General features: G+C 52.1%; 11 protein-coding genes. All 11 read right to left on the bottom strand.

Annotation, left to right across the window (positions count from 1 at the left end; all coding sequences use genetic code 11):
- Positions 1-14 precede the first annotated feature (14 nt).
- Entirely contained in the window at positions 15-788 is a 774-nt protein-coding gene (locus E3U32_RS04660; protein ID WP_134347819.1) for a hypothetical protein, read from the bottom strand.
- Positions 781-2,808 (bottom strand): lipase family protein, encoded by a 2,028-nt coding sequence (locus E3U32_RS04655; protein WP_134347818.1) that lies wholly within the window; start codon positions 2,806-2,808, stop codon positions 781-783. The genes E3U32_RS04660 and E3U32_RS04655 overlap by 8 nt, the downstream gene beginning before the upstream one ends.
- A 33-nt stretch (positions 2,809-2,841) precedes the next feature.
- Entirely contained in the window at positions 2,842-3,273 is a 432-nt protein-coding gene (locus tag E3U32_RS04650) for a hypothetical protein (RefSeq protein WP_134347817.1), read from the bottom strand.
- Positions 3,270-6,137 carry a type VI secretion system Vgr family protein gene (locus E3U32_RS04645; protein WP_286164163.1) on the bottom strand — a complete coding sequence of 956 codons (2,868 nt, stop codon included), beginning with the start codon at positions 6,135-6,137 and terminating at the stop codon, positions 3,270-3,272. Before E3U32_RS04645 ends, E3U32_RS04650 begins: the two co-directional genes overlap by 4 nt.
- Positions 6,138-6,370: 233 nt before the next feature.
- Positions 6,371-6,838 (bottom strand): putative T6SS immunity periplasmic lipoprotein, encoded by a 468-nt coding sequence (locus E3U32_RS04640; RefSeq protein ID WP_286164162.1) that lies wholly within the window; start codon positions 6,836-6,838, stop codon positions 6,371-6,373.
- Positions 6,832-7,386, bottom strand: coding sequence for a type IV secretion protein Rhs (locus E3U32_RS04635; RefSeq protein ID WP_134347816.1), 555 nt, complete (start codon positions 7,384-7,386; stop codon positions 6,832-6,834). The genes E3U32_RS04640 and E3U32_RS04635 overlap by 7 nt, the downstream gene beginning before the upstream one ends.
- Positions 7,379-10,009, bottom strand: a complete 2,631-nt coding sequence (gene tssH / locus E3U32_RS04630) for a type VI secretion system ATPase TssH (RefSeq protein ID WP_134347815.1) — start codon at positions 10,007-10,009, stop codon at positions 7,379-7,381. Before tssH ends, E3U32_RS04635 begins: the two co-directional genes overlap by 8 nt.
- A gap of 170 nt (positions 10,010-10,179) precedes the next feature.
- Positions 10,180-10,671 carry a type VI secretion system effector Hcp gene (hcp, locus tag E3U32_RS04625; protein ID WP_029883904.1) on the bottom strand — a complete coding sequence of 164 codons (492 nt, stop codon included), beginning with the start codon at positions 10,669-10,671 and terminating at the stop codon, positions 10,180-10,182.
- Positions 10,672-10,676: 5 nt separating this feature from the next.
- A complete protein-coding gene (locus tag E3U32_RS04620) occupies positions 10,677-12,395 on the bottom strand; it encodes an OmpA family protein (protein WP_134347814.1) in 1,719 nt (572 codons plus the stop codon).
- A gap of 3 nt (positions 12,396-12,398) precedes the next feature.
- Positions 12,399-13,052, bottom strand: coding sequence for a type VI secretion system protein TssL, short form (tssL, locus tag E3U32_RS04615; RefSeq protein ID WP_134347813.1), 654 nt, complete (start codon positions 13,050-13,052; stop codon positions 12,399-12,401).
- Positions 13,049-14,389 (bottom strand): type VI secretion system baseplate subunit TssK, encoded by a 1,341-nt coding sequence (gene tssK / locus E3U32_RS04610; RefSeq protein ID WP_134347812.1) that lies wholly within the window; start codon positions 14,387-14,389, stop codon positions 13,049-13,051. The genes tssL and tssK overlap by 4 nt, the downstream gene beginning before the upstream one ends.
- Position 14,390: the final 1 nt, after the last annotated feature.

Here is a 14,390-nt window from a genome sequence, read left to right as displayed (position 1 = left end):
AAACGCTATCATTTTTACTTTTTAACATTCATTTTATCAATCTTATCAAAATCAGGAAACACAGTGCCATCGGATATAACACTGCCATCTGGATATATTATTTTAGCGTGAATACCTTTAATCTTTTTTTCAGGCTCAATATATCTAATTATTTTACTTTCATCCAATAACGGCTCAAATTTTACATTATTTATATTAGTAACCTGACTTAAAATAAAGTCATACCGGCCTAAAAGAGTTAAGTCATTCCTATTACGAATTAATTTCCACTCTATTATATATGGGTAATATTTTGGAGATAAATTTAAATCACCAAAAGTTGCAGTATACTGCCCGTTTCTGGAGGCATCATTATCAAAAGCGAGCGACACCCCCACCGCCGTACCAGGAACAAGATCTTTGCCAAGATGTGTCGCGTCTATATACTCGATACCTAAATTGACCGCACTCAACGTCCATTTACATGAACCACCACCAGTCATAGCAACTTTTGCTTTCCAGATATCCCCGCTACCTTGCTGCATGGGGATCCCAATAACGTTATAGCTTGGCTCTGTGATAACTGAGCCATCAAATCCACTGATTCTTTTTTTCATACATTCATGCGAGATGTATCTGACCTCAAGTGGAATCGGTTTCGTGTACTGAGAAGGGTTTTTTACTTCAAAATTAACCCATTTTGTATCCGCCGGTGGAGATAACGTCTTGTTAACGGCCTGGCTAACACTGCATCCTGCAGAGGAAAACAACACCAGGGAAAGCAGAATAATTATTGATTGATTATACATTTTCCATTACCTCTTCTCCATATTGAGCAAACCGCAAAAGCGTATCATTGCCAGACGGCATAGATAATGTTGGAGTCAGCGATATTCCCAACAAGCCTTCTATATTGAGGAAAATTTCATTTCTGGATAATTCATCATTCGGTATATCATTTTTATTTTCTCCCATCTGCTCCCTGAATGCATCCACATTATACCGGTGCTCAGTAAATGTGCGTTTTTCCACTATGCCGGCATTATCAATCAACTCTAACACCTTGTTATACATATAGGGCATATAGGACGTCATAAAGTGTTCAAAAATATTTAAATTAATCCCTCTGTCAGGGTTGCTACCTTTAGGGAAGAAATTTTTTAGATCCGATTGCGTCAATGACGCTTTAAATTCTTTCTGTTTCTTACCGGCCTGTTGCATCTCTTGTTCCGCCAGAGCGGGCACCATATAAAGCTTAGCCTTTAGTGGAAGTGGATTTCTGATGGTAATGCACCCTGCAGGAGTTGGGAGATCCCTCTTACACTCATTCCATTCCCGGCTCTGTGTGGCTGTGAGAAAGGCAACCGCATTGCCGTGGTGCCAGAAGCAGTCTCCCCAGGCAACCATCTGGTAAGCGAGAAGCTCACCCAATGACCAGAAAAAGCCTAGGGTTCCACCAAACCATCCCCATAATTTATATAACTCGTTATCAAGGTTGGCTTCTGCGGGTACGGCTGGAATAGGATCATTATCATTCACATGACGGTAATGGGTAATCTCCGACAATTGCATCACTGCATCACGTGTAAAAGTTCGTGGCATTCCATAGCTATGAAGAACTGGATTAACATTCTTTAACTTTACCGAATGAATTAATGCCAGCGCGCCCCCTAAGCTATGGCCACAAATAAATAGTTCACGCTCACCTGCCAATTGTTCAAATTTTGAAACTTCTTTACTAAATTTTTTTTCAACTCTGTTATATCCACTCCAGAACCCAGTATGCACTTTCCCAGCAGGTAGTAACGGAGTGCATTGCGTTTTATCTATATCGCATAATTCTGAATTTATCGGCCTAAACGCAAGATCCGTCCCCACATCAAACAAGCTGGCCGTTCCACGCCAGGCAACAATCACCTTATTCGCGTTATAGACATAATAAAACTGCGTATCACCGTCTGCCTTTGTTACAGCAGTATCATCTTCTGCCTGTACTGTTCCAAGTGGGTTCTTCTCGTCTTCCTCAGGTGACGTGTCTCGTGAGGTATCCATAAATACCGGGGGATGATATCGTTCACTAAAGGGAACATCCTGTACTAACATATTCCATGCAGAGCCGTCTTTATAAAGCTGAGGTAAGCGGGATAGATCCTGGCACTGGTTAATAAAAAAGCGCGTAATTGACACCGTATCCAGAGTACTGTCATCTGCATAGGCAAGTGTTGCTGCTGCCCCAAGGTTAATTCCATTCGCAATGGAATAGTCCTTTTGATGATGCAGAACAAGTTCCCAGGCTCTGAAAGGGCATATTTCTATTACATGACGCTTTTCAAGTTCATTCGTTCGGAATTTAAATCCTTTAAATGCTGTTTTTGCAGGAAAGTGGTATGCAGGTAACATTTCCCCAGGTCTTAATTTCAGGTTTGGTGAACTCTGACAAAGTTCACCGATAACGGCATGATGCCAGATATATCCTTTCTCTTCAGCTTCAGGGCGCACAACAGAATCATTTTCCGCATCGCGGCTAACGCGTAAGGCACGTTTTTCCATTTCCGTAGCAAGCTGATTGCCATCTAACGTCAGCCTCAGCTCCAGCCCATGCGGCATATCAACTCTGATTAGCCCGTCAGCATCGCTCTGACCCGAATAAGTGAATCCCTCCACCGGCCCGGAAACAGGATGAGAACTTTCAACAGACCATGGCATATTCGCCACGGGATCACCCTGCTCATCTACCAATTGAAACTCAACCCAATAAGGTTTTTGCCTTCCCGCCGTAGCTTTTGCCTCTGTATGTGTCACAGATGTCACTAATGAATTTCCTGCCATAAACATCCCTCTTTATTCAGATTTAACAAAAATTCATGAGCTCTTTTCTCTTGTAAGATAAAATGTCCCAAGCTTAATTATCTCTGATAAGAATACAGCGGCAAGAAACATCGCTCCAACTTTGATTGACATAGTTTTGAACATCCATGGCAATATCGAAACAGAAGGGATCATGAAGAATAGTCTGAATGGCGTTTGAACATAGACTATCCAATTCGCATACTTCCACTTTTTTAAGAACATTACAGCAGAAAATATAACTGACACGTTAAACAGTAACGAGAAAGAAAAAAGGATTAGCGGATAAACACCTTGCTGCGGATAGATTTCGCTAAAAGATAATATATCATCAACTAAAGGAATTCGGCCCTGAGAGATATTCAACCAACCAAATCTGATAATGTAAAAGAGGTCAAATATGGCCCAACAATGCAATACACGATTCCGTTTTAAAATAACTTTCATTTACTTCCCTCATAGACATCATCAGCGGTCGTTGGTTGCCAATGCCACAACTGACCTGTAACAGCCCAGGCATCATCACCTTCCAGAAAAGTTTGCGTGACCTTTCTCTGTTCTCCGTAACGATGTACTGCCGATTGCTGCGCTATCTCGTCTGTAGCATCAGATGGCAAAGGCAGCCATTCCTGAATTTTATCTCTTTTCGTATTCATATAGTCCTTTCCTTCAGAACCAAAAACACGTCCTTCATCTCCCATAGAGGTTAAGCGATTGATTGCCATAATTGCAGTATTTTTCAACCCATGATAATCATGATCAACAGTAACCCAATGCCCTGGCCCTTCATTCTTTTGCTCACGTGGAAATTCAATGTTTACGTTGCCAGGCATCGACGTGTAAAGCGGTGCGGTCTTCCCTGACAAGTCGGATATTCCTTCAAATATCTCACCATCAGGAGACGTTACTTTATAACTGGTGAATGGTTTAATATCTCCTGATTCGGGATCGGTAACGGTAAAAGTCCCGCCATATCCTTTAGGGAAAGTTACCGGCGGTGTATCTAAGCTGGCAGGACCTGTCTGATTAACATTGGCCGCTTTCAGCAAAATATTTCCCGGACATCCCAGTTCAATATTCCCGCCGCTAAGCTTTATATAAGCACCACCGCAACTTAAAATCAGTTCCTTGCTGGCATTTACCTTCACGCTCCCCTGACTACTGGCGACAGTGATGTCCTGTAATGCTGAGACATTCATGGCGTCAGCTTGTGCCTGAATATCAACCTTCCCAGCCCCGGCATACATTTTCATTCCAGCAGCCTGTGCAAACAAACTTACAGCTTCGCTTGCCGCTACAGTGAACGATTGCCCGGTGCTGATATCTGTGTTTTTACCTGACATGAGGCCAATACTTGCCCCGCCTGAAGCAAGCCGGACAGCCTCAGGACTGAGAATGCCTATTCCAGCGGGAGCACTGGCCAGCAATCCTGGCATTTTTAGATATTTCAATGAACTGTTAAGTTTTTTCTGGCTGTCGATATCTGATGATGTAGCCTTCGCGCCCTTAACTGAGGCCTGGAGGCTCCTGGCTAACGTGAGCGCCTGTGTAAGCTGCTCAATCGCCGCATCCATTTCAAGCATTTTACTGCCGACATCAGGTTGCGCATCTGCGGTAAGCAAAACACCTTTTCCACCGCGAACGCTGACCCAATCGTTAGTGCGCAGCTCCGCCCCCTCGCCACGAAGAACCCTGGAAGCATTGACGTTATGCCCTAAATTGAGTTGGGTTTTGCCGCCATACTCCGTGCTGAGCTTAATGTGCTCTTCGCCGCGCTTGTCCTCCATCCGCAGTTTGTTCAGGCCAGCGGTGCGGATAACATTGCGCGTGCTGTTGGCCTCCGTAACATGGTCAACGTGGCGGGAGTCGTGGAGGGCATGAGCAATATACGGACGATCCGGATCGCCGTCATGGAAGGCAATGGCGACTTCAGTACCCTGTATCAGCGGAAAGTGGAAGCCGTACTTGTCACCACCGTAAGGTTTGGCAAAACGCACCGGCATACTTTCCATACCCTGGCGTTTATCGTCACGGTCAGCATCAAATTTCACCCGGTACATGCCCGATGTATCCTGCCAGGCGTAGATATCGTTATCTTTGGCGCTGGTCACTCGTGCCGTCAGGGTGCCGCTGACCACCGGGCGCTTTTTAGGAGCCGGACGCCAGCAACGGTTTTCGTAATAAGGCATACCTTCCCACGTCACTAACAAAGCATTCTTTCGACTGGCGGTATAACCCGTGCGGGTAATGATAATGCCGTTATCCGTTTCAGAGGGTAAAGTCGGCGGGATCGCCAGTTCACTGATGGTCAGTACCTGAGCCGGAGAAAGCAGGGCATCATTGCTGCATCCGCTGACAGTCGTTTGTCCCGACAGAAAACGCTCGTGCTCGAGGCGGGCCCAGAAGTTGCCGGTTTCCGCGGAAGGTGTGATTTTGTCGCCACGTTCAAGATGACGCGGCAGGTAGTGATAAACCTCGCCATAGGTCACTCCGTCACCTTCACCCCGGGTCATGTCCGCCGGTACAGAGGTCAGGATATTCTGGGCTTCACGGTGGTTGTAATCACTGGCGATGACAGAGCGCTCAACCACGTTTTGCCGGACGTTTACGCCCCATACAGCATCGGCTTTATTGTCATTCATCCCTGACGGGCTGTTCAGAGGCAGCGTTTTACCGAAGGTCCATGCACTCTGCTTGTCCGCGAAGTGCACCACTTCGGTTTGCGTGTCCGGTTGCAGGGTGAAGAAGTAGAAAATCCCCACTTCGGCCAGCAGGCGCTCTATGAAAGCGAGGTCACTTTCCTTGTACTGGTTTATCTGCTCACGCTTCGGATAATCAGCCATGAGGGTAAACTCATACTCCCAGCCTTTCAGGCCATGCTCCTGCAATACTTCGGTGACAACTTCCGGGACCGACTTATTGACGAAAAAGCGGTGGGTACGGAATTGTTTGCGCAGCAGAGACAGGAATGGCTCAATAATAATCTGGTACGTCGCCTGGTCTCGTGAACCACTGATACGCTTAAAATGCGTCACCACACCATGTACCACTTTCTGCCCGGTCAGCCCCATCAGCGGCCCTGTCCCCATGGTCAGCGTGGCAGGCCTGGTCAGCAGTTGCGCTGAACTGATATTCTGATCACTGCTGGTAAAGATAATCTGATAGTAGTAAAGCTCACTCATAAACTCCTTACCGGCGAAACTTTCCACATCCAGTGCTGCTGTACAGGATGGAATATCCAGGCGGTAGCGGTTCAGCCCACTTTCAGTTAATGCAGACAGGGGATTCTTAAGCGTATCGGTCAGACTCATGATATTGACTCCATGGGATAACCTGCTGTCCATGATGCTATTGCCGACGAGCACATTGCAGGTTTAATCAGGGTACTCAGCAAGTACGAAAAAGAGTGATTACAGCTCCAACCCCGAGGGCGCAGGCAAGGGTTTTAATCAGCAAAACGGTCATTTAAAAATTATTCATGCCATATTCGCCGTCGCCACTAAAGTGAAAAAATAAAAAAACTTCATGACTTTATGCCGGGGTACTATTCAGAAACTTTAATTGAGCCATACGGTCTTGCAATTTCACGATCGGTCAACGGAAAATTGTAAAACTCCCCATGATTTATCCCCACACCGACAACGAACTTCCGTGGTTCATCATCATGTTTCTTTGAAGTTAATATATATTCGACAATGAACCTCCCATTATCAGGAAAATGATAAAAAGAAGGTGGAATACATAATTCACCATCAGCGATGGTGAGGCCAGGGGAAAAATTAAAATCTTTTTCCTTCGAGGGAGTTCCTCGTGGATTTATTCCTATATCAGCAAGTTGATAATCCTGCGCATCATTAATGTTAAAACATACATTTTTTCCCTGCTTGCTAACGGATGTGGTTTCATGGGGGATAAATCTATCTCCCGGACCAGGGCATCCAGTTAATATCAATAGAGGCACACCAGAAAAAACCACAGAGTAAAACATACGAAAACCAAATACTTTCACCATGGAAACCCTCGCAATGCAATTTTGTATTGTTCACGTATGACTGACTCAGTAGTATCACCATCAAGAGTAATGGTTGGATTTTTACCGCCCCACAATCGATGCCATACCTTATATCCCTGAGTTTGCAACGTAAAATTATCTGCAATAATCTGCGCCTGCTGCTCCATCGGATAATCGCTTAAGAAGCGACCATCAAGTGTATAATGATAACTTACCATCCAGCTTACCAATCCTCTGAAGATGACATTCATCCCCTTTACACGTTGCCAGACGTGTCCCATTTCATGGATGAACAGATGCTGAAGATCGTCTGTCGTCTGGGAAAAATCATCACAGTATTGATCGCGAAAATAGATCTCCCCGTCCGGCGTCATCGCCGTATTCTTATCCTGTAAATTGAAAGGGAGGTAACTTTCCCTGTGGATCCATACTTTCGAATAATCAATAGTGGATAAAAAAACAGAGTATGCCAGCTGTATCTCACCCGTCGTAAGTAGCCTGACACCACCTTCTTTAATTCTGAACGGATCCTGAGTTTCTTCAGCCATGTTTAAACTCCAGCCCAATCCCCTCTTCATCACTCCAGCCGAGCATCAGGGTATGTGGTTTCTGTTTCGCGGCCATGTGGGTCAGCAGTTGCTGACTCAGCACCGGCAGAATCTGCTGATTGAGTAGGCTGTCGACATTGCGCGCGCCAGTATCCGGTAGCAGACAAGCGGCAGTCAGCGCGTCATACAGGCTCTCGTCAATATTCGTGCTCAGGCCGTAGTGACGATTCAGGCGCTTACTGACCTGTGCGAGCTTCATATCCACGATGGTGCGCATGGCCGTGTCCTTCAGCGGACGATAAATCACCGTCTGGAATCGAGCCAGAAGTGCGGGCTGGAAGTGGTCGCGCAGCAGCGGACGCAGCAGTTCATGCAGGTCAGATTCGGTTGCCTCCGGCTGTTCGTCCAGCATCTGCATGATGTGGTCGCTGCCGAGGTTGGAAGTCATCAGGATGACCGTGTTACGAAAGTCGATTTCCCGTCCTTCGCCGTCGCGCATAAAGCCCCGGTCAAAGACCTGGTAGAACAGGTTCATCACGTCGCGGTGCGCCTTCTCCACTTCGTCGAGCAGCACCACGCTGTACGGGCGCTTGCGCACCGCTTCGGTGAGGATGCCGCCCTGCCCGTAGCCGACGTAGCCTGGAGGAGAGCCTTTTAGCTGGGAGACAGTGTGAGGTTCCTGATATTCGGAGAGATTGATGGTGATAAGGGATTTCTCGCCGCCGAACAGTTCGTCCGCCAGCGCCAGCGCCGTTTCGGTTTTGCCAGTACCGCTCGGGCCGACCAGCAAAAAAACGCCCTGCGGGCCGTTCTCCGGCGCAAGGCCGGTTTTGCTGGCGCGCAGGCGCTGCGCGATAGCGTTCAGCGCCGCGTCCTGCCCCACCACGCGCTTGCTTAAGCTCTCTTCCAGATTCAGCAACTCCGTCTGCTCATCTTTCATCAGCGAGGAGAGCGGCACCCCGGTCCAGTCGGCAATCACCGTGGCGACAGTGCGGACATCCACATCCAGTCCCAGCAGCGGGTTATTTTGCTGAACAACATTAAGCTGTTTTTGCAAATCGGCAATGTCTGCCTGGCGAGAGATATCTGCGCGGCAGGCGAGCAGTTCTTCCGTCAGCTTTAGCTCCTGGCCGTACTGCGCTTCCTTTTCGTCAAGTTGCAGAATAATACTGACTTCTTCCTGTTCGATAGAGGCCAGTCGTTCGCTGTGGGCGCTGTTACCCACTGCAATATCCTCCAGCAGCGCCTGCTTCTCCATCTCCAGTGCAGTGAGTTGCGCTCTGAGGCAGGTCAGTTGTTCCGGCACGGTATCGAGACTCATGCGGATGCGGGCCGAGGCGGTGTCCAGCAGATCAACCGCCTTATCCGGCAGCTGGCGACCGGTAATATAACGTCTTGAGAGCGCGACGGCTGCCTTCACCGCATCATCGGTAATATGTACGCCATGGTGCTCCGCGTAGCGTGACTTGAGGCCACGCAGCATCAGGCAGGCGCTATCGTCGTCCGGCTCGTCGACCTTCACCATCTGGAAGCGGCGCTCCAGCGCGGCATCGCGCTCAAAGTACTGCTTGTACTCGCTCCAGGTGGTGGCGGCGATGGTCCGCAGTTCACCGCGTGCAAGTGCTGGTTTCAGCAGGTTGGCCGCATCCGCACCGCCCGCCTGGTTGCCCGCCCCGATGATGGTGTGCGCCTCGTCGATAAACAGCAGCACCGGCTGCGGTGACTGCTGCACCGCTTCAATGATGTTTTTCAGGCGCTGTTCGAACTCACCTTTTACTCCCGCGCCCGCCTGCAGCAGGCCAAGATCGAGGGTGCGCACGGAGACAGGCTTCAGCGCGTCCGGTACATTGCCTTCGAATATTCTGAGCGCCAGCCCTTCCACGAGCGCGGTTTTGCCGACACCGGGTTCGCCGACCAGAATCGGGTTGTTCTTGCGGCGACGGGAAAGAATATCCACCATCTGGCGAATTTCAGTGTCGCGGCCAAACACCGGGTCGATTTTGCCGTCCCTGGCGCGGGCGGTGACATCAAGGGTGAACTTGTCCAGCGCGTTCTGAAGTGCAGGACTCAGCTCCCCTTTAATATCAGCATTCACCGGCCGGCCCACTAATTCCACCTCGCCACCCTGCGCCAGTTCTGCCTCCTGCTGTACCTCCGGACGCTCGTCCGACTGCGCGTCGAGAAGCCCGCGCAGGCGCTCAAGCTGGCTCTGCGTCAGGGTCAGTAGCGGCCACAGTCCGTCGCAGCGCACCCGTTTTGGCTTATCTGCCAGCACCATCAGCAGGTGAATGCTGCGGATCTGTTCTTCGCCTGCCAGCGAGGCCCTCAGCCACGCATCCTGCATCAGGGTCTGAATATTATCCGAGAGTTGTGGGCGACTGCGCACCGAACGGGGTAACGCGTCCATAAACGCCAGCAGGTCCTGCCATATGGCGTCCATATCCCATTCATAGCGGCGGGCCAGCACCGTCAGATCGCCCTCGCCCTGCTCCAGCAGTTTCAGCAACCAGTGCTCGGGCAGAATTTCCGCATGCGCGCGAGTCTGGCACAGGGAAGCCGCCCCCTCCATCGCACGGGCACAATAAGGATTAAGTCGACGTAACAGGATGGCTGGATTTTCCATGAGATATTCTCTTATCAGTTCCGGACACGCTACCGCCCATCGCTTTTCCGTAAAGGAACCCAAAGCGCACAGGGTCAGGCAGGCAGATTGTATTTTCTCTTTGCTGAACACCCGCATCTCAGGCGCTGAGCAAAAAAAACTGCGGACAGGAAAACCTGTCCGCATCAGGATTACGCGGTGGTACGTTCGTTCCAGGAATCGGAATGAATGATGTTACCGTCTTTGTAGGTCCAGGTGATTTTTTCGTAGCGCAGCTCAATCTGCTCAAGGTGGTTGTGCTTCTCGAAAGCAGGATCCTTGATGTCGTGCATCTTCGGATTCACTTTCACCAGCTTCACGTTCTCAAGCTTCGTGTTGAAGTACTCCACTTCCTGACCCGCATCGTTAATTTTGTACCACTTGAATTCCGCGGATTTCAGGGTCTGACCTGTGGTCACCGCCTTGTACAGATACGGGCTGGAGGAGTCGATTTCCTTGGTGAACAGGAACGGCGTGTGAATACGCGTGCCGGTCAGCTTTCCGGTGTTGTTGTCGGTCGGGATGTACAGGTTATGCTCCTGCGCCACCACTTCGATGCTGCCTTCACGATCCTTCACGTCTACGGAACCTTTGATGTCCGCGCCGCCGTCGTCCTTCAGCCACAGATAGACTGGAATTGCCATGTTAATTACTCCATTTCATTTTTTGACGCGCCATCATCCTGCGATGGCGCGGGGGTGTTGCCCGGCAGCTGACAGGCATTTGCCTGCGGCACCAGGCTGATTTCGACACGGCGGTTCAGCGCCCGGCCTTCCGCCGTGTCGTTAGTGGCGACAGGACGGCTTTCGCCATAGCCCTGCACCGCAAAACAACTCTCCGGCACGTCGCCGGTGTCGCGCATCCAGTCGCGAACGGACTCCGCGCGCTTCAGGGACAGCACCTGATTGGATTTGTCATCCCCCGTACTGTCGGTATGGCCCGCCACTACAATCAGCCAGCCGGGCTTCGCCTTAATGCCGACCAGCGAGTTCACCAGCAGCTTCGTCGAGGTGGGTTTCAGCGCCCATTTGCCGGTGTCGAACAGCGACATGCTGTCGAGGCGGATAGTCTGTGGCCCCTGCACGATTTTCTTAACGACCGGGCGGGGCGGCGGAGGGGGCGTCCAGTCATTGATTGCCGCTTCCACGGGCGGGATCAGGTGCATTCCCTGGTACAGCCCGAGACCGTAGCGCAGCGGTTCACCACGACGCTGCCAGTCATCCAGCAGACGGCTGTCGGCGCGAAGACGCTGCTGCGCCTGCTGCTTCGGCGTCGGAGGCGTGCCGCTGAGCCGGTGGTATACGGCGAGGTGGTCCCCGATGCTGCGCACCAGGCGCTGGTTGTTGATAAAGGACGCCAGCATGGCCAGTGCAAGGAACAGAAAGCAGATGCCCGCTGCCAGCCGTGTATCCTGCATCCGGCGGCTGACGCCCTGGCGACGCGGGAGATATGGAAGAAGAACGTCCGGGAGGGATGGCATCTCCTGCGCAGCGGTGCCAGCGGGGAATAGCGTGGTGGTTTCCGCTATCTGCTGCTGCCAGAGATTATCCGCAACGGCCGTGACCGGCGTCAGGCAGATGCCGCTGGCGCAAAATTTCAGGGCCGGAAGTTCTCCCTGTCGGGTACTGAGCGGCCGGAGAACATAACGCTCAATCAGCGCCAGTACGCTTTCCAGCCACAGCGCGTGGTAAAGGCGTGAGGCGTTGCCAGCCGCCTCACGCTGCCAGTCATCAACCGGGAGCGGAACATGGCTGCTCTGCCGCACCTGAATACCCGGCAAGTCTGGCGTCACGGTAAACCAGCGAGTTTCCTCCTGACGTTCTCTGTCCGGCGGCGATACCCAGATTCCACTCCAGAGAGGCGGTTGGCCATTCAGCCACGCGCGGCACTGCGTGATACTCCGCCGCCATGCACGCAGAGACTGGGCCAGCAATTCGTCCGAATCATGCTGTTCAGGCATCACCGCCAGCAGCACAGAGACCTGCGGCACCAGGGCCGGGCGAACGCTCGCCAGATGCTGTGCCAGCAACGGCAGTTGCTCAGCATTTTCTGCTCGAAGATACCAGCCCTGACGCGTTTCACGATGCATCGTCCCTTGAGCAAACAGAGATGCGGTATCACCGCAGACCAGCACCACTGCCCCCTGAAATGTTTCAGGGGGCAGATTGCTCCCTTCAAGCTTTACGCTGACTGCACAGCCGCGCTGAAAACGGCGCCACTGTTTCCACAGCACTGCGCCACAAATCAGTGAAATACAGAGGCAGAGCGCAAACCGGCTTCCGCCGGAGAGCGGCCAGTAACCCAGTACCAGCCACAGTGACAGAACCGTGGCCAGGGCAATCAACACAACACGGGGAAATTCACGCATCCCTTATCCCCGCCCGGCTATTTGCGACACCATCTGCGCCAGCACAGAGGAGAAGGTCAACCATAGCGCCGCAAGCACCACGATACCTGCCACCCAGCCGAGCCAGTACATCCGGCGTCCGCTGCGCAGTCCGGGTGCTCTGACCACCACAGGCGAATCCTGTGTCAGGGTAAACGGCGGTACCCGCTCGCTGAGCGCACGGACCACATCCTCACGCCGCTCGTCATCCTGCGCCCGGTACTGTCCGACAAAACCCAGCTGCAGGGTGCGGTACAGGCAGGTCAGTACCGCCACATCCGGTGCAGGCTCACGCAGGATGGTGCGGATACGCTCCCACAGTTCTTCCCCAGCATTCAGGGTGCTGAAAAACCGCGCCTGCAGCGGGTCCTTACGCCATTTGCGATAGCCATCATCCTGTTTATCGCGGTTGAGCACACTCTCATCCATCAGGGCACAGTAGGCATACAGCATCCGTTCACAGCTCATTTCACTGTACCCGGCCTGAGTAAGAGAAGCCCGTGCATCACCCACCCACCGGCAGGCCCGACGGTACAGCGCCTCGCCATCTTCTATTTCCTGACCACTGCGTAGTTGGCTGACCATCAGCCAGCCTGGATAGAACGTTCTGTTTATCAGGTCAATATCAGGAGTCTTCATGAGCGCAGCACCGCAAACAGTTCAAGTTTGACTTCGCCAAGCGATTCCGGCGTGTAAAAAGTACAGTTTCCTGCCTCCAGCATGGCGCGGGCAGCATCGGTGGACAGATCCAGCGCAAAATACTGGTTCTCCAGACGCAGTGGGATGGCCGCAGGGACATGGCTCAACGGCTTAATCACCATCCCGCTCAGAGCGATATTCACCACTTCAGACACATCATCATGGCTGCCGGCTTTACACAGCAGCGGGAAGCGTGTCTGCAGTTCATGGTTTGGCATGGAAGAGCGCACGGAGAGATAGAAGTCCGCCCCTTCACGCAGCCGCGCATCGTGCAGTTTTCCGCGCCAGATCTCCCGGTCTTCGCCCTGTTCCAGGGCAATAGCGATAACCCGCGACGGCAGACTGGCCTCCAGAAGCTGGTCCAGCAGGGCAAACAGCGGCGGAAACACCTGTTCCGGCATCTCATGCCGGTAAGCGGGAATGTCGTCGACGTTGTGTTCAAGGGAGAATGTCAACAGGCTGCCGGCAAGCCTTGCCAGCTCGCGGTACAACAGTTCAGGATGACGTGACGGCGTCTGGTACAGTTCGGTCAGCACAGGCTCAGCGCTGTTCAGGGCACTTAGCAGCCAGAACAAGGAGACGTCGGCCACGGCAAAGTCCGCCATCCGCTCGTTGCTTTCACGTCGCATCGACATCAGTCTCTTACGCCGTGCCGACAGGCGATGCAGCAACTCTCTGAGTTCAACGAGCATGACGGGGCTGGCGCTCAACGACAGCAGCGGGGGAATAAAGCCGGCATCCCGGCTCCACTGCCCCTGAGCGTTACGGACAAGCCTCGCTACCGGGCAAGTCAAGTAAGCACTGTTTTCCTGTGTCGCCAGACGCAGCGTCAGCGAATGACGCAGCACCGCCAGTTCGCTACGTTCATGACCGGCAAGCTCCTGCACCGTTACCCGTTCAGACTGCCAGCGACATGGACGGGCACTGTCACGCCCGTCATCAAGATTGCCGCCGTTCGCGCTAAGCAAAGGCAGGCACAGCAGCACCTCAATACTCTCCAGCCCCACTGTGGATACATCGCAAACCGGCGGCAGATTATCTGCAAGGTCTGTATCGACCAGCGTCCCGTCAGCGAAGCGTACCGCCAGCCGGGTGGCATTAAGTCTTGAGAGTGCCAGTGCCCCGTCCTCAAACTCCGCGCACAGCACTCCCCAGGGGTGCGCCATCGTCATCCGAGCAACGCTATCTGCAACATGCGCATCCCAACGAGCCTGCTGCTGGAACTGTTGCGGGGCCAGAAAAGCCCCGTCACTCCATAACGGACGATAAATTTTCATC

Origin of the sequence: Lelliottia nimipressuralis, assembly GCF_004402045.1 — a bacterium.
Lineage (GTDB): Bacteria > Pseudomonadota > Gammaproteobacteria > Enterobacterales > Enterobacteriaceae > Enterobacter > Enterobacter chinensis.
The sequence above is the reverse complement of the archived record's forward strand: the minus strand, read 5'-3'. Positions and strand labels throughout refer to the sequence as shown.